This is a genomic window from Rhizobium redzepovicii (genome assembly GCF_019793435.1).
Classification (GTDB): domain Bacteria; phylum Pseudomonadota; class Alphaproteobacteria; order Rhizobiales; family Rhizobiaceae; genus Rhizobium; species Rhizobium redzepovicii.
Genome location: NZ_JAILYH010000024.1, coordinates 71,241 through 92,729, shown reverse-complemented (window position 1 = coordinate 92,729; position 21,489 = coordinate 71,241). Strand labels below are relative to the sequence as shown.

The following is a 21,489-nucleotide window of genomic DNA, read 5'->3' as shown; positions in this document are numbered from 1 at the left end:
CCGACAAGATCGTCGTCTTGAACAGGGGCAATATCGAGCAGGTCGGCTCGCCGCTCGAACTCTACAGCCGCCCCCGCAACCTCTTCGTCGCCGGCTTCATCGGTTCGCCGAAGATGAACTTCATAACAGGCCAGAACGCCGCCGCGCTGAATGCACATACCATCGGCGTCCGGCCCGAACATCTGACCATTTCCACGGCCGAAGGCCTGTGGAAGGGTGAGGCGAGCGTCACCGAACATCTCGGCTCCGATACCTTCATCCATGTTCGCACCGAGGTGGCGGGCCTGCTGACGGTGCGGGTCTTGGGTGAGACGGGCATCCGCGCCGGGGAGACGGTTTATCTAACCCCCGATCCGGCGAGGATCCATAGATTCAACGAAAAGGGAGTGGCAAAGTAATGAAACGGCTTGAAGGAAAATCAGCGTTGATTACCGGTTCGGCGCGTGGCATCGGCCGAACGTTCGCAGAGGCTTACATCCGCGAGGGCGCTACCGTCGCAATCGCCGACATCAATTTCGAGCGCGCCGAACACACGGCCAGCGAACTTGGCGCATCCGCCTATGCACTGAAGATCGACGTTACCGATCAGACTTCCATCGACCAGGCGATTGCCGCTGTCGATGCCAAGACAGGCGGCATAGACATTCTCGTCAACAATGCCGCGCTTTTCGATCTTGCGCCGATCGCCGGCATTACCCGCGAGAGCTTCGATACACTTTTTGCCATCAACGTTTCGGGCACGCTCTTCACGCTGCAGGCAGCGGCGAAATCGATGATCGCGCGCGGCACGGGCGGCAAGATCATCAACATGGCGAGCCAGGCGGGACGACGCGGAGAGGCTCTGGTCGCCGTCTATTGCGCAACGAAAGCTGCTGTCATTTCCTTGACGCAGTCAGCCGGGCTCGACTTGATCAAGCACGGCATCAACGTCAACGCCATTGCACCCGGCGTCGTCGATGGCGAACATTGGGACGGCGTGGATGCGAAATTCGCAGAATACGAAAACCGCCCGCTTGGCGAGAAAAAGCGGCTGGTCGGTGAAGCTGTTCCCTTCGGCCGCATGGGGACGGCGGAAGACCTGGCCGGAATGGCAATCTTCCTCGCCTCGAAAGAAGCCGATTACATCGTCGCACAGACCTACAACGTCGATGGTGGTAACTGGATGAGCTAACCGCTATCCTCAACCCGGCTTATCCGTTGATGGAACAAGTGGAATGAGCGCCTCGACCAGCTTGACCAAGCCGTCGGTTGCCCGCAACGGAACATCGCGGCTGGCGCCGAAATTTGAGCACGTTCTGACCGCTGAAGACGATACCTTCCTCTGGCGGATCGACGACTATCCCTGGGCAAATTCGCTCTGGAATTTTCATCCGGAATTCGAGATACACCTTATCCGCAAATCGTCCGGCACGGCGTATGTTGGTGATTATATCGGCAATTTCGGTCCCGGCGATCTAACAATCGTCGGCAGCAATCTGCCACATGATTGGGTCTCGCATATTGGCAAAGGCGACAGGATCCCGGAACGGGATCTTGTCGTTCAATTTCATCCGGACAAAATTCGAGAAGCAAGCAGGTATCTGCCGGAGATGAAGCGCCTGGACACGCTTCTGACGGCCGCACAGCGTGGATTGCGATTTTCGGGGACTACAGCTCGACGTGCGACTCTTCTGCTCGAACGCATTGGAGCAGTTGGTGGGTTGGAAAGGCTGATCCGTTTCCTTCGCGTTCTGGAACTGCTGGCAGATTCCCGCGAATACGAACTTTTGTCATCGCCCGACTTCTCGCCGAATGTCGACGCGGCGACGCTGAACACCATGCAGCGGGCAATTCTCCATATCCACGGCCACTTTACTGAGAAAATTCAGCTCCCCGACGTCGCATCCGTAGTCAACATGTCGACAAACACCTTCAGCCGATTTTTTATCAAGAACACCGGACGCAGCTTTACGGATTACGTGGTGAGTTTGCGCATAGGCAGGGCCTGCAAATTGCTGTCGGAGTCCGATGAGACCGTGACGGATATCTGCTATGAAGTCGGCTACACCAACTTGTCGAACTTCAATCGCGCGTTTCTTCGCCATGTCGGCAAGACTCCATCCGTCTACCGGAAGGCCGCACGGGGAAAACGCGTTTCGCCCGACAGCTGACGACTATCCACTTTCAGATTGCTGCTTGCTGCGGCAAGTTGCCCATTGGCGGACTTGCGTCTCCGAGGCGGCCGATCACCGCCTCTTTCCGGTGCGGACGAGGCGCACGCCTCACGCAAGGACTACCAGCAGGTGAAGCCTGCATCGACGTTGACGATTGCTCCGGTCATCAGGCTGGCTGCACCCGACGCCAGAAAGAGGACCGCGCTGGCAACCTCTTCCGGCGTTCCCATCCTGCCCATCGGCGTGTCGGCGAGCCAGAGCGGAATACGCTCGCGATTGGCTTCGACGGCCACCACCATCGGTGTCTCGATGTAGGTGGGCGCGACGGCGTTTACCCTGATACCATGCTGCGCCCACTCGGCGGCCAGCGACCGCGTGAGGTGATGGACTGCCGCCTTGGAGACGTTATAGGCCGTCTGAGGCTGCGGCCGGTTGCAGATGTGACCCGACATCGAGCCGAGGTTCACGATGGCGCCCCGCCTCATCGTGACCATGTGACGGCCGAAAGCACGCGAGCACCAGAAGACGCCGTTCAGATTGACGTCCATCATGCGCAGCCAGTCCGCGTCGGTGAGATCCTCCGCCGGGATGCCGCTCTGGCCAATCCCGGCATTGTTGACGAGGATCGTCGCCGGCCGGCCTCCGTCGGCAAGCTCATTGGCGATCTCGTCCATGCGGGCCGCGTCGGTGACGTCGCCCAGCCGGACTTCGATGTCGTAGCCGTTGTCGCGCAGCGCAAGCGCTTGCCGGGCGTCGGCGTCGCTGCGCTCGATGACGACGACAGCCGCACCCGCCTCCGCCAGCGCCTCGGTGCAGCATAGCCCGATGGCGCGCCCTCCGCCGGTGACCACCGCCCGTTCGCCGTCGAGGCGAAATTTCTTCTGGTAGCTCATATCAGGCTCCTTCAGATGTCAAAGGCGCTTGGAAGCACCACGATATCACGGATGGTGACGTTGCGCGGACGGGTCAGCATGAAGATGATCGCGTCGGCGACTTCCTTGGGCTCGATCAAAGCGCCGGCCTCCTTGGCCTTGCGAAGATTTTCCTCCGGCCAATCCGCAAGCAGAGCGCTGATGACCGGCCCCGGAGAAACCGACCCCACGCGAATGCCGTTTTTCAGAAGCTGGCGCCGCATCGTCTGGACGAAGCAGGTCATCGCCCATTTCGACGAGGAATACACCGGCTCCCACGGGATAGCCGAATGTCCAGCGACGGAGCTCGTGACGACAATGTCGCCGGTGCCGCGTTCGATCATGTGCGGAATGACATTGCGAACGTTCTTGATGACGACATTCACATTGAGATTGAGCATCCGATCGATCGTATCGAGGTCGGTTTCCACAAGGTCGCCGCCGATATAGGTGCCGGCATTGGCATGCAGGATGTCGATCTTGCCCGTCTTCGCCAGGACGCCCTCAAGCAGTCCCGCGCATTCGTTCGGATTGAGCAGGTTGATCACGAGCGGAATAGCCCGCTCGCCAAGCCGGCTGCAAACCGCCCCAAGGGCCTTCTCATCCCGGTCCACCAGCACGACCGTCGCGCCTGCGGAAAGCATTGCTTCCGTGGAAGCCAATCCTATGCCGGAGGCCGCACCCGTGACCGCCGCGATCTTCCCATTCAATTCCTGCATCGATGTCTCCTCCTATCTTGATCCCGATTGCTCATTTTTTCCGACGCCGCAGGCGGCATGATAGTCCGCCAGGCTCTTCGTTACTCTCCAGATCAGAACCTCATCCGGATCGAGCGGCGCTTCGGCGAAATGCTGGGCGGCCGGCATATGCTGCCAAAACAATGGCAGCGGTACCGACTGCCCTCGAAGAGCCTCGCACAGGCCCCAGACGGCCTCTTGTGCTTCAGCCGACGCCCAATAATAGCGGATGCGGTCAGACAGCGAGTAATGCCGCAGCCAACGCATCTCGGCCTCCGTTCCGTGATAGTGGCGCCGCCAATTTCCGGGCTGGTCGAGCATCAACACTTCCATCGCCGCATAGAGCGGACGCTGGCCATAACCGGGCAGGAGATCGGAAGCGATCGCGTCCAACCCGTAGAGCGCCTCGCGCAGGACGAAGGTCAGTTCGGGACCGACTTTCAGAATCGGAAAACCGTCCTTCACCAGCGCGCTCAACGGCTCGGCGCCCTGATAATCGGTCGAGTGCGCCTCGAACACGAATTGCGGCTCCTCGGTCAGCACCGATTGCAGCGCCTCCATCTTGCTGCTGTCGTAGACGATGACGTTGTGATTGCCGAATTCGACACCCGGCTGAACGACCAGGCCGATTGCCCGCCCAAACGCCTGCCCGAGGTCGGCCGCCGCAAAGATCCGGCGGTGGACTTCGATCGTCTTCAACGCCGCCGCGGCAGCCGTCGGCTCGATCGTCGTCAGGGGATGGTCGGCCCCGCCCGGCGGCGGCACTTCGGTGCCGATGACGTAAACCGGCATCGCGCCACCGGTCTTCCTGGCCGAAGCCTCGGCGACCGCGGCAAGCCGGGCGGCGCGACGGGCGGTGGTTACGTCGTCGAGCGCCATCGGTTCGCCCTTGCAGCCCATCGAAGCGTCGAGGTGAATCTTGCGGAACCCGGCGTCGACATAGGCGGCAACCATCGTCTCCGCCTCGGCCATGGCCTCCTCCGCAGGCCGGTCGCACCACGGATTGGGGCCGAGGTGGTCGCCGCCGAGAACGATGAGTTTTTCCGGGCACCCCTCCTCCGCCGCGATCTTCATGACGAGGGAGGCGAAATCGCTCGGCGTCATGCCGGTATAGCCGCCGAGGTGATTGACCTGGTTGCAGGTCGCTTCGATCAGCACGGTGCTTTTCTGTTGCCGCCCGTGCCGGAGGGCGGCGCGCAGCACGATCGGATGGGCGGAGCATACGGAGGTCACGCCTTTCGGGTGGCCTTCGATCCTGAGCCTCGCCAGTTCGTTGAGATGCACCTCCATCACGGCCGCCTTTCCGTTGACGCGACAAATGCATCGAGTTCCGGGCGGGTGCCCGCACCTTCCATCGGCCCCAGCACCGTGACGTTGCGGGCGCCGGCGGCCGAGGCATAGGTCAGAGCCTGCTTTGGAGACATTCCGAGCCGCCGGCAGGTGAGATAGGCACCGCCGAAGCAGTCGCCGGCCCCCGTAGGGTCGACCTCCTGAACGACGAAGGCGGGAGCGTGGATGCGGTCTCCGCTGCTGGCGAAGTAGGTCGCGCCGCCGGCGCCGCGCTTCAGCACGATCTCCTTGACGCCTATCTCGAACAAACGCTGGATCGCTTCCGCCTCGCCTTCGACACCGGCGGCGCGCTCAAGCTCCTCTCCGGACGGCAGAAGCAGATCGGCGGCAGCAACAAGCTTGGCAAACCGGCGTTCGGTCTCCTCGTCCAGCTTCAACTCCTTGCGAAGGTTCGGATCGACCGACAGCGTTCCGCCGCGCGCCTTGACAATGTCGACCGCCTTGTCGATCACCGCACGGGCACTCGGAACCGACAGCGCGGAGCCCATCACGTGAAGGTGCCCGGTCCGATCGATGAGATCGGCGACCCCTCGGGACCAGCCGAAGCGCGCGGCTGCGGAGGTGGCGATGTTGTAGACGAAATCTCTGGAGCCATCCTTGCGGTAGCGAACGAAAGCGCTTCCCGTCGGGTAATCCGGATCGATCGAAATCGCCGAGATATCGACGCCGTCGCGCTTGAGGCGATCGGTATTGACCCGGCCGAAATCGTCATCGCCGACGGCGCCGACCATTGCCGCCTGACCGCCGAGACGGCCGCATTGCGAAATGAAGATCGCCGGCGCACCGCTCGCGAACGGACCGACGAGCGGCTGGGCTTCGAGGAAGCCGTTTCCAACCGTCGTTGCGACGATCTCCACGAGGATCTCCCCTACGCAAACCGTGGGACCAAGTGCGTCCGGAGCCAGTATTGAAGCCATATGCAGTCCTGCTTTCGATCCCTGTTGTCTCTTAACTCAGCGCCGATTGGACCGGCGCACCGTCCTCGCTGCCGAACTCCTCGTTCTCCAACGACAGAAAGCGCCGGTGCAGCATGCATGCCGCCCCGAAGGCGGAATCGAACTCTGCATCATCGTCCACGACGATCTCCGGCGTGGGGAAAGCGATGTTCTGGCCTTCCGACATGTGAACCGCCACGCGGGCAGCCACCATTGGATAGAGCGGTGCCACGGAGCCGCCCAGCACGATCCTGTCTGGGTCGAGCAGGCGACAGGCCTGCAGCAGTGCATATGCAAGATGGCGCGACCAGGTTTCGGCGATGTTGACCGCGGCCGGGACGCGGTCGCGAACGCCACCAAGGAAATCCTGCAGATCGGCGTCCTCGTGTCCGACAGCCTCGCGATATTGACCGATCAGCACCTCGCGACCGATCAGTTGTTCGAGCTTCTGACCGCCGCTTCCCGGCACCAGCGTGTGGCCGATTTCTCCCGCCAGACCATGGCCGCCGCGAAACAGCTTGCCATCGATCATGATGCCGCCACCGACGCCCGTTTCCATCAGCAGGAACAGGGTCACCCCTGCGACGCCGTGACGATAGCTGTCGCCGATCGCAAACGCATTGGCATCGTTTTCGACCGCGATCGGGACGGCGGCCGGGAAGGCTGACCGGGCAATTTCCTTCAACGGCACGTCCCGCCAGCCGATGATCGGCGCCAGTGTGACAAATCCATCCGGACGCACGTGGGACGGCGTCGATAGGCCCAAGCCTTTGCACCTGTCGATCATGCGCTTCGCCATTGCGCCGACAATCAGTTCGATACCCTGCGCCACAGCCTCCTCCACCGTCGAAGACGGTGTGTCGAACGCGACTTTCCGACATGCGCGAACTTCGGCGGAGAGATCGACAACGACGGCCGATATATGCTCGACGCCGATCTCTATCCCGACGAAGAAGGCAGCATCCGGAACCAGTTCAAGCATGATGCCGGGACGGCCAGCACGGGAATGTTCCAGGCGCTGCCTGCCGCTCTCCTCCGACTCCTGAACGAACCCGCCCTCGGTCAGTTCGGCGACGATCTCTCCCGAGGATGAGCGGTTCATGCCGAGCTTACGAGCGAGATCGGCCCGGCTGAGGCTTCGGTGGACATAGATCGTCTGTAAGGCGGCGACGATGTTGTTCTGCCGGATCCTGCGCGGCGAACTTCCGATGGAGACGGTGTCGTTCATAGGTCTATTCCCTTCAAGCCGCCCACCCTTACACGACTGGAACAGGCTGTCAGAAGGATAATCAGGGCCGCGCGTTTGTGGCCCGGCGACGCTTGGCCTCGTCATATTTCAGCTCGATGTAGCGCTTGGCGTGCGCCGCAAGCAAATCATTGTCCTCCCAGGTATCGCGCCAGATGGCGCAGGCGAGCGACAGGCCTTCATCCACGACCGTCGTCGAGAAGCTCTCGAACACGATGTCTCTTTCGTAGCCGATGTCGAGCAGGGCGTCGAAGATCAGCTCGAAGTCGATGACGCCATCACCAAGATGGCCGCGATTGCTTTCGCCGATGTGGAAATAACCGATCTTGTCGCCGGCAAGACGGATGGCGGCGGCCGGATTGGCTTCCTCGATGTTCATGTGGAACGTGTCGAGATGGAGACGAACATGCTGCGATCCCGTCTCGGCGATGAACTTCAGCCCCTGCGCCGTGGTATTCAGCAGGTTGGTCTCGAACCGGTTGACCACCTCCAGCACTATGTCGACGTTCGCCTGCTTGGCGACCTCGCCGGTCGCGGCGATCGCGGCCACACTGTTGTCCCAGCCCTTCTTCGTCGGCTGGCGATTGTACTTGGTGTGGGCGGAATAGAGAATCCCGCCGAGCTTGTTGCCGCCGATATCACGGACTGCACGAACGGCGTCGGCCAGCGTCTGCCTGCCGGCGGACACCGCAGCAGCGTCCTCGCTCGACACGTCCTTGTCGAGCGGCAGCCCCATGGTTACGCCGATCTCCACATCGAGGGACTGGGCGAGCTTTGCCAGCCGGTCGAGATTGAATTTCTCGGGGCGCAGATAGGCAAATTCGATGGTGCGATATCCGTGTTCGGCGGTCTTGTTGAGGGCCATCTCCAGGCCTTCCTGCGTTTGGCCGCCTGTCCATACAAATGAATGGATACCCAATCGACGCATAGGTCTTTCCTCCACGATATGCCGGTGATTGTGCCCAGTGCTATGCCATTTAGTTTGGCAAGGCAACAAATAAATTCTGACACCGTCATTTTGCTGTCCTGCAAAAAGACTTTGCGTTGCAGCATTTTATGCCATGGCCTTCGTTTCCAGGTCGGTACGAAAAATTTGTTCCTGTGAAAATCAATGGGATAGGCTATCTATTTGCATGTTTAGACAACAAATGTTGCGCTGTCGGTTTTTTTGGCCTACACAAGCACCGGCGAATGTTCTCGCTGCTATCTGGGAGGATTGGAAATGCACTATGCTTTGAAGGCTAGCGCGCTTGCGCTGACGCTCGGCCTTGCGACGACCGCTTCGCCGGCCTGGGCTGACTTCTGGTCCGACGCGGGCGCAAAATACAAGGGTGTGACCCTGCACGGCGTCACCGAAAGCACCCCGCCATCGAACTACATCAAGAACGTGCTCGCTCCGGAATTCGAAAAGAAGACCGGCATCAAGGTCGAAATCGAGACGACCTCCTGGGATCAGATGTACGACAAGGCGATCAAGGACATGGAAGCCAAGACCGGCATCTATGACATGGTCTACATCGAGCAGGACATCATCTATTCCTATCTGGCCAGGAATTTCCTCGTCGACATCACCAAGACGCTGAAGGATCAGCCGGATCTGAAGGCCCCGACCTACGACGATTCGAATTTCACCAGCTTCGCCGACTATTTCAAGGACGCCAACGGCGATCTCTTCGGCACGCCGATGGAAGCGTTCCTCAAGACATATCTCTATCGCAAGGACCTCTTCGACGATCCGAAGATCAAGGAGGCCTTCAAGAAGGAAACCGGCAAGGACCTGAAGCCGGCGACCACCCACGAGGAATACACTCAGATTGCCGAATTCTTCACCAAGTACGGCAAGGACAACGGCATGGAGCTCTGGGGCACGACCGCCCAGGCCCATACCGGCCATCCGGCTTCCTGGTATGAATTCTTCGAGTCCATCGTGCCGACGTTCGGGGTCTACAATTGGGGCATCGACGCCAAGAACAACTATGCGGCCACCGTCGAACACGGCGGCACGATGAACGGCGACAAGGCGAAGGCCGCGCTGAAATATTGGCTGCACCTGCGCGACATCGCTCCGCCGGAATCGACCCAGTCGACCTGGACGGAGACGGCAACGACCTTTGCCGCCGGCCGTGTCGCCCAGGGGCTGATCTACGGTGAGAATGCCGCGTGGATTGCAAGCGATGAAGCGCAGTCGAAGGTCGTCGGAAAGGTCGGGTTCGCGCTGCCGCCGCTCGAACCAGGCGTTTTGGACGATGCAAAAGCCGGAAAGGGCTATATCGGTTACTACGACGGCGGCGCCTTCGGCGTGCCGATCACGTCGAAGAACAAGGAAGCGTCGTTGCTGTTCCTCGAATTCATCGGTCAGAACGAAGTGCAGCCCGACTGGGCCATCGCTGCGCCGCGCATCACCAATAAGGCGACGTTCGACGATCCGAAGGTGAAGGAGATGGATACCAAGCTCGGCGGCTTCTACACGATGCTGAAGGATGAGGGCAAACTCTTCGCCGGCGCTCCTCCCTACCCCTTCCATGCGCAGGTGCGGGAAGCGACCGCCCCGATCTTCTACGACATCTTGACCGGCAAGATCGCTCCCGATGAAGGGCTCGACCAGATGGCGGCCAAGGCCGAAGAGGAACTGACATCGCTCGGCTATCGCAAATAAACATCCTCCCCAATTGACGGGTCGTGTCCTACGACCCGTCATCTTTCGCTCCAGGATGGGCGGACGTCACATAACGTTCAATGGGGGATAGGCGATGCATTCGCAGAAGCTCGGGTGGCTGTTGCTGTCACCGACCATCGTGATCCTTGGACTGTTCGGGATCTTTCCGTTCATCTACGTCCTCTGGGTCTCGTTCCATGCATGGAACCCGTTCGCGGCCAATCCGGGCATGGTCTTCAATTGGGCCGACAACTATCGGCGGCTCGTCTTCGACGCCCAATTCCTGGCATCGCTCGGCATAACCCTCACATTCGTCTTCTTCGCGGTCGTCTCGGAACTGATCCTCGGCTATATCCTCGCCCAGGCGCTGCTGAAGGATTTTCCTGGAAAAGCGGTGTTTCGCACGATCCACACCTTGCCGCTGATCATGGCGCCAATCATCGTCGGCTCTGTCTGGAAGCTGATGACCACACCGTCGATCGGCATCATCCCGTATCTTCTCAGAAGCTGGTTCGGCTACGATCTGAATATCGGCCAGAGTGCTGTCGCGGCCTTCACCGTTACGGTGATCATGGACATCTGGCACTGGACGCCGCTTGTCACCCTGTCGCTGATCGCCGCACTGGTCTCGCTCCCGCCCGATCCGTTCGAGCAGGCGCAGATCGACGGCGCAGGCAAGAGCCAGATCTTCTGGCACATCACGCTCCCGCTGATCCGCCCGGCCCTGCTCGCCACGGTGTTCATCAGGCTGATGGATGCGCTGCGCACCGTCGACGAGGTCCTGATGCTGACCGGCGGCGGCCCGGGTTCGTCGACACGCTATATCGGCGTCCACATCTTCAAGGAGGTCTTCCCCAAGACCAATTACGGCTATGGTTCGGCCATCTCCGTCATCGTCCTTTACCTCACCATCGTCGTGTGCTGGCTGCTCTATGTCGGCCTGATTGCGCCCCGCGTGAAGAGAGGTTGATCCGATGAAAAACCAGACCCCCTGGCTTCCGGTCGTCCTTTGGATCTTAATCAGCCTCGCGACGCTTTTCCCGATCTACTGGCTGTTCGTCATATCGGTGAAACAGCCCTTCGACCTGTTCTCGACGCCCGATGTCGTGCTCCGCAGCTTCTTCTGGAAAAACTACCAGGATGTGCTGACCAATCCGACCCTGCGCGGATACATGCTCAACTCGATGATCATATCGTCGGGCAACGCACTGCTCGTCACGACGCTCGGCTTCTTTGCCTGCTACGCGCTGACCCGCTTCGACCTCGCGGGCAAGGAAAGCATCTTCTTCTGGACGATCACCAACCGCATGGCGCCTCCGGCGGTCTTCCTGCTGCCGCTTTTCCTGCTGCTGACGCAGGTCTACAAGATCGGCGACTTCTCGCTCGCCGATTCCCGGCTGGGCATGATCCTGGTCTACTGCTCCTTCAACCTTCCCTTCGCCATCTGGACGCTGCGCCCGACCGTCGAAGGCATTCCAAAGGAATTGGACGAGGCGGCCTATATGGATGGCGCCAGCCCATGGACCGTCCTCTATGACATCGTCTTTCCCCTGGCGCGGCCCGGACTTGCGGTGACCCTGATCCTGACCTGGGTGTTTGCGTGGAACGAATATCTGCTCGCAGCGACGCTCACCAACTTCAATGCGCGAACCCTGACCACCGGCCTGTCGGAATATGTGACGACCACCGGGACCGCCTGGGGCATCATGGCCGCGATCTCGATGCTGACATTGGTGCCGGCGCTCATCGTCTTTTCAGTGGTGCAACGTCACATCGTCGCCGGCCTGACCTTCGGTGCGGTGAAAGGGTGAAGCCATGAGCTCTCAATCAAGAAACAACCAACGCAAGCCGGGATTTCTGCCGATCGAAACGAACTGGTTCGACCGGCTGTTCATCTCGGTGGTGATCTGGGTCGCTCTCTCGTTGTTCTGGATGCGGTTCATCGAGCCGGTCGGGCTGTCGGTATGGTGCGCGGCGGCAATCTCGGCGGTGCTTGGCGCCTACATCGTCTGGAAGGGATGAGCCGATGACTTCCGTCAACACACCAGCCGCGCTGCTTTAAAGCGCGTCGCGATCTTTCAGATTCGCTCACGCTTTAGGTCTTTGTTTTTACGCATGTCTTTATCGCAAAACCGCTGCACACTTTTGCGAGACATGCTTTAGGGAGGAACGACATTGGCAAACGTACAGGTTAGCGACGTCACCAAGAGTTATGGCGCGCTTCAGGTCATGCACGGCGTCAGCGTCGACATCGAGGACGGCGAATTCGTCGTGCTGGTCGGCCCCTCCGGATGCGGCAAGTCCACCCTGCTGCGGATGATCGCCGGCCTCGAGACCGTCAGCGGCGGCGACATCCGGATCGGCGGCCGTGTCGTCACCAACGCTCCGCCAAAGGAGCGCGACATCGCGATGGTCTTCCAGAGCTACGCGCTCTATCCCCACAAGACGGTCGCCGAAAACATGGGCTTTCCGCTGAAGATGGCCAAGCGCCCCAAAGCGGAGATCGACGAGAAGGTCGGAAGGGCCGCCGAGATCCTCGACCTGACGCGTTATCTCGATCGCTATCCGAAGCAACTGTCGGGCGGGCAGCGTCAGCGCGTGGCGATGGGCCGCGCCATCGTCCGCGATCCGCAGGTCTTCCTGTTCGACGAACCGCTGTCCAATCTCGACGCCAAACTTCGCGTCACCATGCGCGTCGAAATCAAGGAGCTTCACCAGCGGCTGAAAACCACCACCGTCTACGTCACGCACGATCAGATCGAGGCCATGACGATGGCCAACAAGATCGTGGTGATGCGCGACGGCAGGGTCGAGCAGATCGGCAAGCCTCTCGATCTTTACGACTTCCCGGTCAATCTCTTCGTCGCCGGCTTCATCGGCAGCCCATCGATGAACTTCCTTCAGGGCCGCATCGCCACCCGCGACGGCAGGAAGGTCGTCGTCACAGACCAGGGCGTCGTCCTGCCCGTCGACAAGACGAATGCGGACGACGGACGAGCCGTGACCTACGGCATCCGACCGGAGCATATCACGATCGGCGACGATGGCGTTCCCGTCGAGGTATCAGTGTTCGAGCCGACGGGTTCGGAGACATTGATCTTCGGCCGTACGCAAGGTGTGCCGATCGACGCCTTGATCCGCGAACGTATCGAGGTAGATCCCGGACGGACGGTGTATTTCCACATCGATCCCCGGCGTGCACATATCTTCGATCGGGAAACGGGCCAGAGACTGTAAGGAGGCGACCATGGACTTCAATGGAAAGACGGTCATCGTTACCGGAGCGGGAAAGGGCATCGGACGCGAAATTGCCCGGATGCTCGTCGAACGGGGTGCTGATGTCGTTGCCCTCACCCGCAGTTCCGCCGACGTCGACGCCCTGCGAGAGGAAGCGGGTTGCCGCGCCATAGAGGTCGATCTCGCCGACGCCGATGCGACGAGGAAGGCGGCGATTGCGGCCCTGCCGGCGGATTTCCTGATCAATTGCGCCGGCACCACCGAACTCCAGCCGTTCCTGGAGACGACAGTCGAAGCATTCGACCGGCTTGTGGCGGTCAACACACGTGCACCGATGATCGTGGCGCAGGAATATGCCCGCTTCCTGATCAAGGAGGGCCGCAAAGGCGCCATCGTCAACGTCTCGTCGGTCGCCTCGTTTGTCGGGATCCCCGACCACGCAGCTTATTGTGCATCGAAGGGCGGGCTGGATGGCTTGACGCGTGTCATGGCGAAGGAGCTTGCCCCGCACGGCATCCGCGCGAACGGCGTGCACCCGACGGTGACGCTGACACCAATGGCGGTGAAGGCCTGGAGCGACCCCGAGAAGGCCGCCGGGATGATGCAGCGCATCCCCGTCGGTCGTTTCGCCGAGCCGAGCGACGTCGCCGAAGTCGTTCTCTTCCTGCTGTCGGATGAGGCGGCGATGGTGAACGGGATATCGATGCCGGTGGACGGCGGTTATATGATTGCCTGAGATCGATAGCTGCGCGTTTTTCCAAACGCGCAAAGATCTACTGCACCAATCGGCGCAACTGTTCCTGATCGACAAAGTGATCCGTCACCCCGGCCTCTTTATCCGGGTGACTGAAAACAAGACCGTCGGCATCCTCAAGCTCGAGGGCTTGCTCCGTATTCATGATCCCGAGCGGCTGGCGCTCATATTCGGACTCGAGCGCCGCCTCGACGATGGCCTTTTTCTTGCGCATGTCCATATCCTCCGTTCCTCAAAAGGTAACGGCCGGCTGGACTCGCGGTTCCCATGAGGGATTCACGATATAAAACCAGCTGACATGAACACGGCCGCGCGGGTGGTGCTGGGCCTAACTGGGCGAGGCGTCAGGCCCGCTGGCGGCTCTTTGGATCAAGCGGGCAACCACTTCAGTCCGGTTCTGCGCCTGCAGCTTTCGCATGATGTGTTGCAGATGCATCTTCACCGTATGCCCCGACAAATTGAGCTTTCCTGCAATGACCTTATTTGAACAGCCGGATTGCAACTCTGCGAGGACATCCGCTTCGCGGGGCGTGAACTCGGCAAGCGCCAAGTATTGCGTCCTCTCATCCAGGCTTTTTTCGGCCTCGTTTCTGGCGGGGCTATGCTCGTTTGAGCCGTTTGTAACTGCCCCCAGAAGCTGTGGGAAAAATGTTCCTCCTGCCAGGACGAGGCGAAGACCGGCAAGAGCAATGTCGATGGGAAGGGACGTCGAGAAAAAGCCGCGGATGCCGATCTTCAGCGCCTGACGGGCAATGATGGCGTCATCCGTACTTGAGAGCAACGTGATAGGAACCTCGGGAAAACGTGCGGTAATCGCGGCGAGATCATCCCGCAGGCTGGCGCTCTCAAAACCTCTGCCGGCCAGATCCAATGCGATCAAACGCACCTCGGCTCCAAGCGCCCGATCGAGACTTTCGGTCGAGCTCAAATCGATTAAGTTCCACCCCGCGAGTTCCCGCTCAAGTAGCTTCACCACGGTTGTGCGCGCCAGTGTAGAATGCTCAATAATGATCACAGTTGGTGCATTGCGCCGGCGCTTTGTTCCAGCACTGTCGGACACCTGCGTGCTCCCCAGATTATGTGCAACCCAACAGTCATTCATACTATTCCTGTTCTCGCGACATGTCATGAGAAAAAGCGAGTGTATTGCCACTATCAATAGTCTGATCTCTCAGGATAATTATTATAGCCTATAAGATTTCCATGAGAGATAACTATTCTCTGAGAGCATATTGATGCGCTTGTTCATCATTAGCCGATGGCTCGACTTATCGCCGAAGACTTTCCCGACTTCGCCGAATTCACGTACGGCAAGCAGGTCAACAAAGCTTTGAAAGGAGTTGAAAAGCCAACCGATCTGCTACGGTCCAATTCTGCAAAATGCTGTCTTACATAACAAGGTGCGGATCGGTTCGGCGTTATTTATCTGTCTCAATTCAAAACAGTTGCAAATCTCGACAGAAAAACGACAAATGCCGGAAGCAACAAAAGCCTGAGATCGGCGACTACCCTTTTTGATTACTGAAAACCGCGCTCCAATGACGCATTAATACCAGCCGGCATCGCTTTTCACTCAGGCAGCATCGCGAAGGCGCCGACTATGCCGATAAGGTCATGGGGGAATGGTCGGTATCTCCGTTGAAACCGAGCGAAGAAAGCGATTAATCATAAGGCTTGAAAAACGGCACCGAGAACAATCTCGTGCAGTTGTGCCGGCGCAATACGAGCGGGGAGTCTATCCCGCTAGCTATGCATGAAAGTCAGAATGTCGTCGACGAGCGCCGAATGGGCGTCCGTGAGGTTACCCTCTCCGCCGTGGCCCGCTATGCCGGCCAGCTGAAGCGCATGCTGATCATAGAGAACATGATCGATCTGTTGGGCGTCCGCCGTCCCACCGGCGGGAACGGCAATGTTGATGGGATGGAAATAGCCGAAATTGACGTCGACCATGGCGCCGGTCGACGATCCGTCGCCGCCACCGCCACCGGCATGGTTGCCGGTAAAAATCGTGTCCGACGACAGGTTGAAGCCACCGCCATTGCCGCCCATGCCTGCGATCTGCACAGTGCCCTGATCGAAAATCACATTGTTTGTCTGATGAGCCTCCGCCGAGCCGCCTGCGGCGCCGATGGCGATGTTGATCGGCGAGAAGATGGCGATGCTCACGTCGACCATGCTGCCGACGAAATATCCATCGCCGCCGTGGCCGGCATAATAGTCGCCGGTCAATGTCAACGCAGTTCCCGGGCTCATCGACGAGCCATGGGTCGCGACATTATGGTCTCCGCCCGAGCCGCCTATGCCACCCATCTGGGTTGCGCCCTGCAGGAACATTGCGTTGTTCGACTGCTCGGCGTGAGCCTCCGCGCCTGGGCCGGCAGCCACAGCGGTATTGACGGGCGCAAAGACTGCGACTTCGGTGCTGACCAGCCCGCCATAGAAGAGCCCGTTGCCCCCGGTGCCGGCATGAGTGGCGCCATCGCCGCTGCCGATGGCAACATTGCCGCTTCCGCCATTCCCGCCGATCCCAGCCATTTCGGTGGGATGCTGATTGATTGATGCATCGTTGCCCTGGAAAGCGTCGGCACTCGAATGAGGTCCCGCAATAGCCGCATTGGACGGCATGAAGACGGCCAACGCATTGCTGCTGATCACGCCTTCGCTTATCCCGTCACCACCGCTGCCGGCTGACGTATGAGTTGGCGCGGAAGCGACATCCAATGGAAGCCAGGTCGGCACTAGTGCCAGATGCCCCGCAGCCACATTGGCGGCGAGGTGTTGATCGGTGCCCGTCTTGGGCAGGTCTTCCAATAAGGGACGAGGTTCCGCCATTACCGTCTCCATTCGCGGTCGACCGCACGGCCACCGAGCATGCGGCGCCATGCCGCCTTTAATTGTTCAGGCATTGTGCATCTGAACCTCGGAAAAGCAGAGCCTGCAATTCGTCTACATCCACTCGGCTAGTTCTCTAGCCATTTGGGTGTCATGGCCGCAGCACCCGCTGTGCGCGTTGCAAGCACTCAATCGGCTTTGGATGAGAGGCTCCGGGCGTCGCTTCGGCGAAGTCGAAGACTTGATCATGAGCATGCCGCCCTGCGCCAAATCACCAAACATCAATCCAAATAACGTTCCGCCACATCAAGTATACATCCGAAGGAATGTCTCCGAATATCTAGGTAGTTCAAAGTTTAAATCGCGAGCAATATTCCTCCGCGGTCGTATTGGCTGTGGCGATATGCCGGAACGCATGCCGCAGGGGGACGCCGTAAAAAACCAACACGCACGAAACCAAGTAGAGGAGTGACATCAATGCCTATTCCACAAATATCCGACACGATTCATCTCAGCCATCCGGATGCGGGTGACGCGAATGCCGGCAACGGTGGTGATGGCCACAACGATGGCAACATCAACTACAACCCGGTTGCATATGTCGATCCCGTGCAAAAGGTCTATGGGGCCACTACCGATGTGCACAACGGCGATCACGTTTGGCAGACGGCCGATTGGGATGCCGGCCATGGTGGATCCGGTGGCTTTACCGAGGCCCAGAACGGCTTCCTGGCGAAAATCTCGAACCACGGCGACGGCGGCGCGGGCGGAGATTCCAACTCGAACGGCAGTCAAGGAAACTCAAGCGGCGGCGACACGGCTGCAGTGGCTGCGGCAACGACCGCGACACAATATACGCAGCTTATGGCCGATCAGCATGCCACCATCCTCGCCGGTGTCGGCGGCAACGGCGGCAACGGAAACATGGCGCATGGCGGCGATATCTCGTCGGCATTGGTCCACACGGATCCCGAAACGACGACGGTGACCAATTCTCTCGATCACTTCATCAACGCCTTCGGCCATATCGACGTCGACCATCTCGGTTCCTGAACTCAGACGACATCAAGGGCCGCTGGTTTCGGCCGGCGGTCCTCAGGGCAAGCAGTCTCTTCTTGTCAGTATCAAGTGCAGCGAGATCTGATAATGACAACAATCTCCATAAAACCGCCGCGACCACCGACACAGCTCGTTGTTGCGCTCCGGGCTTGTGCCGGGGCCTTCGGGTTGGTCTTCCTTTACAGCTGCGGCTACAATCTCTTTCTTCTCACGCCTTCCATCTATCTCCTGCAGATCTACGACAGGGTCCTGTCGAGCCGAAGCGTCGACACGCTGCTGATGCTGACGATGATCATCGCCATCGCCGTGCTGGTCGGGTCGACGCTCGATATCGTGCGCAGGGCAGCTCTTTCGCGCATCGGCAGCTGGCTGGACCACAGGCTGCGGCCCATGGTGCTTACCGCATCGTTCGAATATGCCGCTCGCGCCGATACGGGAGCCGCCTCAGAGTGCTACAGGGATCTCGCCGCATTGCGCCAGTTCCTCGATTCACCGGCCAGCTCGCTTTTATTCGACGTTCCCTGGGCGCCGGTATTCCTGCTTCTGCTCTTTCTTGTTCACCCGCTGCTTGGAACCATCGGTCTTCTGTGCGCAGTTGCGCTCTTGCTGTTTGCGTTGGCGACGGAACTGGCGACGCGAGCGCCGCTTGCTCACGCCAATCTTGCCCTTTCGAGGAGCTATCTGCGATTTGCGACCGCACTGAAAAACATCGAAGTGATCCGGGCCATGGGCATGCAGGACGGTGCAGCGCTGATCGTCTATCGCGATGCGGAAATGGCAAGAAGGGCCCAGGACATCGCGATGCATCGCACGGAGATCATCCTTGGTTTCTCGAAATCGATCCGCACATTGGCGCAGATCCTGATGATGGGATCGGCGACCTGGCTGGTGCTCGTCAACAGCGGCAGTCCCGGAATCATCTTCGTTGCGAGCCTGCTGCTCGGGCGTGGGCTCGCACCGATCGAGGGCGCAATAGGGGCATGGCGCTCCTTCATGTTTGCGCGCAATGCCTTCAATCGCTTGAACAGAATGCTGATAGCAATTGCATCGGAATGCGATGCCCGCATGGTGCCGCTGCCGGAACCCAATGGCTTGGTTCTCGATAATGTCAGCTATATCAAGCCATTCGCCGATCGACCGATATTGACCGATATCACATTGCGCCTGGCACCTGGCGATTGCATTGCGCTCATCGGTCCGTCTGGATCGGGAAAATCGACACTGGGCCGCATCATGGCAGGCGTTGTGCCGGCAACGAGCGGATATGCTCTTCTGGGCGGGGTCGATATCTCGGCTCTGCGTCTTTGCGGGGGGACCTGCCACGTCGGATACCTGCCGCAGGATATCGAGCTTTTCGGCGGAGCAATCAAGGATGTGATCGGCCGGCTGGACGGAGGAGATCCCGGCAAGGCGATCGACGCCGCAAAGCTGGTTGGATTGCACGACGCGATCATGCGACTGCCGCAGGGCTACGAGACCGATATCGGTGAAGGCGGAAACCTGCTCCTTCGGGCTCAGCGCCAACAGCTGGGGCTGGCACGGGCCGCCTATGGAAATCCGTCCCTTATCGTTCTCGACGATCCGAATTCGAGCCTGGATTATGACGGCGAACGCATGCTGTTTACGGCAATCGAGCGGATGAGATCCAGGGGCATGACCGTCGTTATCATAACGCACCGGATGGGGATCCTGCCGGTCACCAATAAGATTGCCATCATGCGCAACGGAACGGTGGCTGCCTTCGGCGACAGCGAGCGGATTTATGAAACCTATCTTCAGCCACCGGCTCGAACGGGAACCTAGGGAGGGATGCTGCCATGACCCTTGTTCCACTGGACGCGCCGCCGGCGAAATTTTCGAATTCGTCAAGGATGGGCCAGCGCTTCGCTCATGGATGGACAGCGACAGCCAGGCAGACTGCCTATCCGCCGGTGATCGAACAGAAACAGCGCGGACCCGCCGCCCCTTCGCCCATGCCGGTGCTCAGAGGCGTCGTCTGGACGGGGAACCTGCTGATCCTCGTCTTTGTCGTCGGATTGGGAATTTGGTCGGCTCTGGCCCCGCTGCACAGCGCTGCGGTCGCATCCGGCGTTATCGAGCCGGAGACCAGCCGCAAGACCATCCAACATCTCGAAGGCGGAATTGTGCGGCGGATCCTCGTCAGGAACGGCGACACGGTGATGGCCGGGCAAATCGTCATAGAACTCGACGACACCAAGTCCCGCTCGGAGCGCGACAGCATCCAAGGGCAGCTTTGGGACGCCGAAGGAAGCCGCGCCCGGCTGCTTGCGGAGCAGACGGGCGGCGACCATGTCGCCTATCCCGACGATCTCAGGGCAGCCATGGACAAATATCCTTCGGTCGGCGCGATTCTGACCGGGCAACAGAAAATCTTCGAGGCCCGCCGCCGGGTCATGGAGGCGGAAATTCAGATCGGCAATGAAAAAATCGCGCAGGTGCGGCAAGAAATCGTCGGGCTTGGTGCTCAGAAAGGGGCACTGGCCGACAGAGCCGCAATCTCGCAGGAAGAACTGGATCAGGTGACGATCCTCACTGCCAAGGGACTGGAACGAAGGAGCAGGCTTCTCAACCTCGAGCGCGAAAAAGCAGATCTTGACGGCCAGCAGGGCCAAGTCGAGGCACAGATCGCTCGCGCCTACCAGGTGATCAGCGAGTCGCAGGTCGATCTCGCAAAGCTTGAGAGCGACCGCTTGAGCGAAGTCGCCCAAGGCATGCGCGATACGGAAAGCCGGATCATGCAATTGCGCGAGCGCTTGCGGGCGATCGACGACCAACTTTCAAGGACCGATATCCGGGCTCCCGAAGATGGAACGATCATGAACCTGCGCATCCACACAGCAGGCGGGGTGATCGGTGCGGGCGAACCGCTCGTCGATCTTCTGCCACGCTCCGATCGCCTGATCGTGTCTGCCCATGTCAGGCCGGAGGACATCAATCTTGTCCATGCGGGGCTGGAGGCGCAGGTGCACCTTCTTCCATACAATCAGCGGCGCGTTCCACTGCTGAAAGGTCGGGTCGAGTATGTGTCAGCCGACCGCCTCACCGATACGCAGAGCGGCCAACCCTATTATGCCGCGACAATCCGCGTAACGGACGAGCGGCTGGCGAAAATGCGTGATGTCGAACTGGTCGCGGGCATGCCCGCACAGACACTGATCGAAACCGGCAAAAGCAGCGTGGCGCTCTACGCTGTCAGACCGCTTCTCGACAGTTTCAACAGAGCATTTCGTGAGGACTGAAGCGGTGATGGGCAAGCGAAAATTTGACGACGACCAGATTACGGGCATTCTCAAGGAGCACCAGGCCGGCGTGACGGTGGCCGATGTTTGCCACCGATACGGCATCAGCGAGCCGACCTTCTATCGGTGGCAATCCCTGCAGTCCGGAAATGCCGGTCTCCATGCGAGACGGCTAAGAGCCCTGGAGGAAGAGAACCAGAAGCTCAAGAAGCTTCTGGCCGAATCCATGCTTTCGGCGGCAACTCTGAGCGAGATGCTGGCGAAGACGACAAAAGGGCGGCACTAGCTTCTCGACAGAGGGGTTTGTTGGCCAGCTTCTGGCCCGCTATCCAATACTGTGCATGGAGATTAGTTCTAGG

22 protein-coding genes are annotated in these 21,489 nt (G+C 59.7%); 13 read left to right on the top strand and 9 right to left on the bottom strand.

Translation table 11 applies throughout. The features are described 5' to 3' along the window. The 3 genes from K6N12_RS29795 to K6N12_RS29785 all read left to right on the top strand — a co-directional run. A partial coding sequence (locus K6N12_RS29795) for a TOBE domain-containing protein (protein ID WP_222149067.1) occupies window positions 1-398 on the top strand: 398 nt, incomplete at its 5' end. Further along, entirely contained in the window at window positions 398-1,171 is a 774-nt protein-coding gene (locus K6N12_RS29790; RefSeq protein ID WP_097624833.1) for an L-iditol 2-dehydrogenase, read from the top strand. The genes K6N12_RS29795 and K6N12_RS29790, both read left to right, overlap by 1 nt. 43 nt (window positions 1,172-1,214) lie before the next feature. After that, complete coding sequence (locus K6N12_RS29785) at window positions 1,215-2,150, top strand: AraC family transcriptional regulator (protein ID WP_097624832.1); 936 nt, start codon at window positions 1,215-1,217, stop codon at window positions 2,148-2,150. A 122-nt stretch (window positions 2,151-2,272) separates the two neighbouring features. On the opposite strand, the gene K6N12_RS29780 is transcribed toward K6N12_RS29785, so the two are convergent. The 6 genes from K6N12_RS29780 to K6N12_RS29755 all read right to left on the bottom strand — a co-directional run bounded on the left by K6N12_RS29780 (window position 2,273) and on the right by K6N12_RS29755 (window position 8,260). Further along, complete coding sequence (locus K6N12_RS29780; RefSeq protein WP_097624831.1) at window positions 2,273-3,046, bottom strand: SDR family NAD(P)-dependent oxidoreductase; 774 nt, start codon at window positions 3,044-3,046, stop codon at window positions 2,273-2,275. Window positions 3,047-3,057: 11 nt separating this feature from the next. Then, window positions 3,058-3,783 carry an SDR family oxidoreductase gene (locus tag K6N12_RS29775; protein ID WP_097624830.1) on the bottom strand — a complete coding sequence of 242 codons (726 nt, stop codon included), beginning with the start codon at window positions 3,781-3,783 and terminating at the stop codon, window positions 3,058-3,060. A 12-nt stretch (window positions 3,784-3,795) separates the two neighbouring features. Continuing rightward, the gene (locus K6N12_RS29770) at window positions 3,796-5,091 is read right to left on the bottom strand and encodes a class II D-tagatose-bisphosphate aldolase, non-catalytic subunit (protein ID WP_097624829.1); all 1,296 of its coding nucleotides are present in this window, start codon (window positions 5,089-5,091) and stop codon (window positions 3,796-3,798) included. Further along, window positions 5,091-6,068: a tagatose kinase gene (locus K6N12_RS29765; protein WP_097624828.1), complete on the bottom strand. Its 978-nt coding sequence runs from the start codon at window positions 6,066-6,068 to the stop codon at window positions 5,091-5,093. Before K6N12_RS29765 ends, K6N12_RS29770 begins: the two co-directional genes overlap by 1 nt. Window positions 6,069-6,099: 31 nt before the next feature. Then, a complete protein-coding gene (locus tag K6N12_RS29760) occupies window positions 6,100-7,314 on the bottom strand; it encodes an ROK family transcriptional regulator (protein ID WP_097624827.1) in 1,215 nt (404 codons plus the stop codon). Window positions 7,315-7,375: 61 nt separating this feature from the next. After that, window positions 7,376-8,260 (bottom strand): sugar phosphate isomerase/epimerase family protein, encoded by an 885-nt coding sequence (locus K6N12_RS29755; protein ID WP_097624826.1) that lies wholly within the window; start codon window positions 8,258-8,260, stop codon window positions 7,376-7,378. Between the two features lie 294 nt (window positions 8,261-8,554). Between K6N12_RS29755 and K6N12_RS29750 the strand changes: the two genes are divergently transcribed. The 6 genes from K6N12_RS29750 to K6N12_RS29725 all read left to right on the top strand — a co-directional run bounded on the left by K6N12_RS29750 (window position 8,555) and on the right by K6N12_RS29725 (window position 13,961). Then, a complete protein-coding gene (locus K6N12_RS29750; protein ID WP_097624825.1) occupies window positions 8,555-9,988 on the top strand; it encodes an extracellular solute-binding protein in 1,434 nt (477 codons plus the stop codon). A gap of 94 nt (window positions 9,989-10,082) precedes the next feature. Next, on the top strand, window positions 10,083-10,958 hold the full coding sequence (locus tag K6N12_RS29745; protein ID WP_097624824.1) for a carbohydrate ABC transporter permease: 876 nt from the start codon (window positions 10,083-10,085) through the stop codon (window positions 10,956-10,958). A gap of 4 nt (window positions 10,959-10,962) precedes the next feature. Further along, window positions 10,963-11,799: a carbohydrate ABC transporter permease gene (locus tag K6N12_RS29740; protein ID WP_097624823.1), complete on the top strand. Its 837-nt coding sequence runs from the start codon at window positions 10,963-10,965 to the stop codon at window positions 11,797-11,799. Window positions 11,800-11,803: 4 nt separating this feature from the next. Next, window positions 11,804-12,010, top strand: coding sequence for a DUF2160 family membrane protein (locus K6N12_RS29735; RefSeq protein WP_097624822.1), 207 nt, complete (start codon window positions 11,804-11,806; stop codon window positions 12,008-12,010). A gap of 153 nt (window positions 12,011-12,163) precedes the next feature. Further along, entirely contained in the window at window positions 12,164-13,225 is a 1,062-nt protein-coding gene (locus tag K6N12_RS29730; protein ID WP_222149066.1) for an ABC transporter ATP-binding protein, read from the top strand. A gap of 10 nt (window positions 13,226-13,235) precedes the next feature. After that, a complete protein-coding gene (locus K6N12_RS29725; RefSeq protein WP_097624820.1) occupies window positions 13,236-13,961 on the top strand; it encodes an SDR family oxidoreductase in 726 nt (241 codons plus the stop codon). Window positions 13,962-13,998: 37 nt separating this feature from the next. On the opposite strand, the gene K6N12_RS29720 is transcribed toward K6N12_RS29725, so the two are convergent. The 3 genes from K6N12_RS29720 to K6N12_RS29710 form a co-directional block, all read right to left on the bottom strand. Continuing rightward, window positions 13,999-14,199, bottom strand: a complete 201-nt coding sequence (locus K6N12_RS29720) for a hypothetical protein (protein ID WP_179867089.1) — start codon at window positions 14,197-14,199, stop codon at window positions 13,999-14,001. Between the two features lie 108 nt (window positions 14,200-14,307). After that, a complete protein-coding gene (locus K6N12_RS29715; protein WP_097624819.1) occupies window positions 14,308-15,081 on the bottom strand; it encodes a response regulator transcription factor in 774 nt (257 codons plus the stop codon). Window positions 15,082-15,722: 641 nt separating this feature from the next. Beyond that, window positions 15,723-16,811: a hypothetical protein gene (locus K6N12_RS29710; protein ID WP_097624818.1), complete on the bottom strand. Its 1,089-nt coding sequence runs from the start codon at window positions 16,809-16,811 to the stop codon at window positions 15,723-15,725. A gap of 477 nt (window positions 16,812-17,288) precedes the next feature. Here K6N12_RS29710 and K6N12_RS29705 point away from each other — a divergent pair, with 477 nt between their 5' ends. The 4 genes from K6N12_RS29705 (at window position 17,289) to K6N12_RS29690 (ending at window position 21,416) form a co-directional block, all read left to right on the top strand. After that, window positions 17,289-17,864, top strand: coding sequence for a hypothetical protein (locus K6N12_RS29705; protein ID WP_012556558.1), 576 nt, complete (start codon window positions 17,289-17,291; stop codon window positions 17,862-17,864). A gap of 93 nt (window positions 17,865-17,957) precedes the next feature. Next, window positions 17,958-19,673 (top strand): type I secretion system permease/ATPase, encoded by a 1,716-nt coding sequence (locus tag K6N12_RS29700; RefSeq protein WP_097624817.1) that lies wholly within the window; start codon window positions 17,958-17,960, stop codon window positions 19,671-19,673. Window positions 19,674-19,687: 14 nt separating this feature from the next. After that, a complete protein-coding gene (locus K6N12_RS29695; RefSeq protein ID WP_131711358.1) occupies window positions 19,688-21,130 on the top strand; it encodes an HlyD family type I secretion periplasmic adaptor subunit in 1,443 nt (480 codons plus the stop codon). Further along, window positions 21,120-21,416, top strand: a complete 297-nt coding sequence (locus K6N12_RS29690) for a transposase (RefSeq protein WP_131711357.1) — start codon at window positions 21,120-21,122, stop codon at window positions 21,414-21,416. Before K6N12_RS29695 ends, K6N12_RS29690 begins: the two co-directional genes overlap by 11 nt. The last annotated feature ends 73 nt before the right edge of the window (window positions 21,417-21,489 follow it).

Bases quoted from the DNA above. Each gene is read 5' to 3' on its own strand.
- K6N12_RS29740 (WP_097624823.1), top strand. From the start codon at position 10,963: ATGAAAAACCAGACCCCCTGGCTTCCGGTCGTCCTTTGGATCTTAATC.
- K6N12_RS29705 (WP_012556558.1), top strand. From the start codon at position 17,289: ATGCCTATTCCACAAATATCCGACACGATTCATCTCAGCCATCCGGAT.
- K6N12_RS29725 (WP_097624820.1), top strand. From the start codon at position 13,236: ATGGACTTCAATGGAAAGACGGTCATCGTTACCGGAGCGGGAAAGGGC.
- K6N12_RS29785 (WP_097624832.1), top strand. From the start codon at position 1,215: ATGAGCGCCTCGACCAGCTTGACCAAGCCGTCGGTTGCCCGCAACGGA.
- K6N12_RS29770 (WP_097624829.1), bottom strand. From the start codon at position 5,091: ATGGAGGTGCATCTCAACGAACTGGCGAGGCTCAGGATCGAAGGCCAC.
- K6N12_RS29760 (WP_097624827.1), bottom strand. From the start codon at position 7,314: ATGAACGACACCGTCTCCATCGGAAGTTCGCCGCGCAGGATCCGGCAG.
- K6N12_RS29750 (WP_097624825.1), top strand. From the start codon at position 8,555: ATGCACTATGCTTTGAAGGCTAGCGCGCTTGCGCTGACGCTCGGCCTT.
- K6N12_RS29695 (WP_131711358.1), top strand. From the start codon at position 19,688: ATGACCCTTGTTCCACTGGACGCGCCGCCGGCGAAATTTTCGAATTCG.
- K6N12_RS29710 (WP_097624818.1), bottom strand. From the start codon at position 16,811: ATGGCGGAACCTCGTCCCTTATTGGAAGACCTGCCCAAGACGGGCACC.
- K6N12_RS29765 (WP_097624828.1), bottom strand. From the start codon at position 6,068: ATGGCTTCAATACTGGCTCCGGACGCACTTGGTCCCACGGTTTGCGTA.
- K6N12_RS29780 (WP_097624831.1), bottom strand. From the start codon at position 3,046: ATGAGCTACCAGAAGAAATTTCGCCTCGACGGCGAACGGGCGGTGGTC.
- K6N12_RS29745 (WP_097624824.1), top strand. From the start codon at position 10,083: ATGCATTCGCAGAAGCTCGGGTGGCTGTTGCTGTCACCGACCATCGTG.
- K6N12_RS29715 (WP_097624819.1), bottom strand. From the start codon at position 15,081: ATGAATGACTGTTGGGTTGCACATAATCTGGGGAGCACGCAGGTGTCC.
- K6N12_RS29755 (WP_097624826.1), bottom strand. From the start codon at position 8,260: ATGCGTCGATTGGGTATCCATTCATTTGTATGGACAGGCGGCCAAACG.
- K6N12_RS29700 (WP_097624817.1), top strand. From the start codon at position 17,958: ATGACAACAATCTCCATAAAACCGCCGCGACCACCGACACAGCTCGTT.
- K6N12_RS29735 (WP_097624822.1), top strand. From the start codon at position 11,804: ATGAGCTCTCAATCAAGAAACAACCAACGCAAGCCGGGATTTCTGCCG.
- K6N12_RS29720 (WP_179867089.1), bottom strand. From the start codon at position 14,199: ATGGACATGCGCAAGAAAAAGGCCATCGTCGAGGCGGCGCTCGAGTCC.
- K6N12_RS29790 (WP_097624833.1), top strand. From the start codon at position 398: ATGAAACGGCTTGAAGGAAAATCAGCGTTGATTACCGGTTCGGCGCGT.
- K6N12_RS29775 (WP_097624830.1), bottom strand. From the start codon at position 3,783: ATGCAGGAATTGAATGGGAAGATCGCGGCGGTCACGGGTGCGGCCTCC.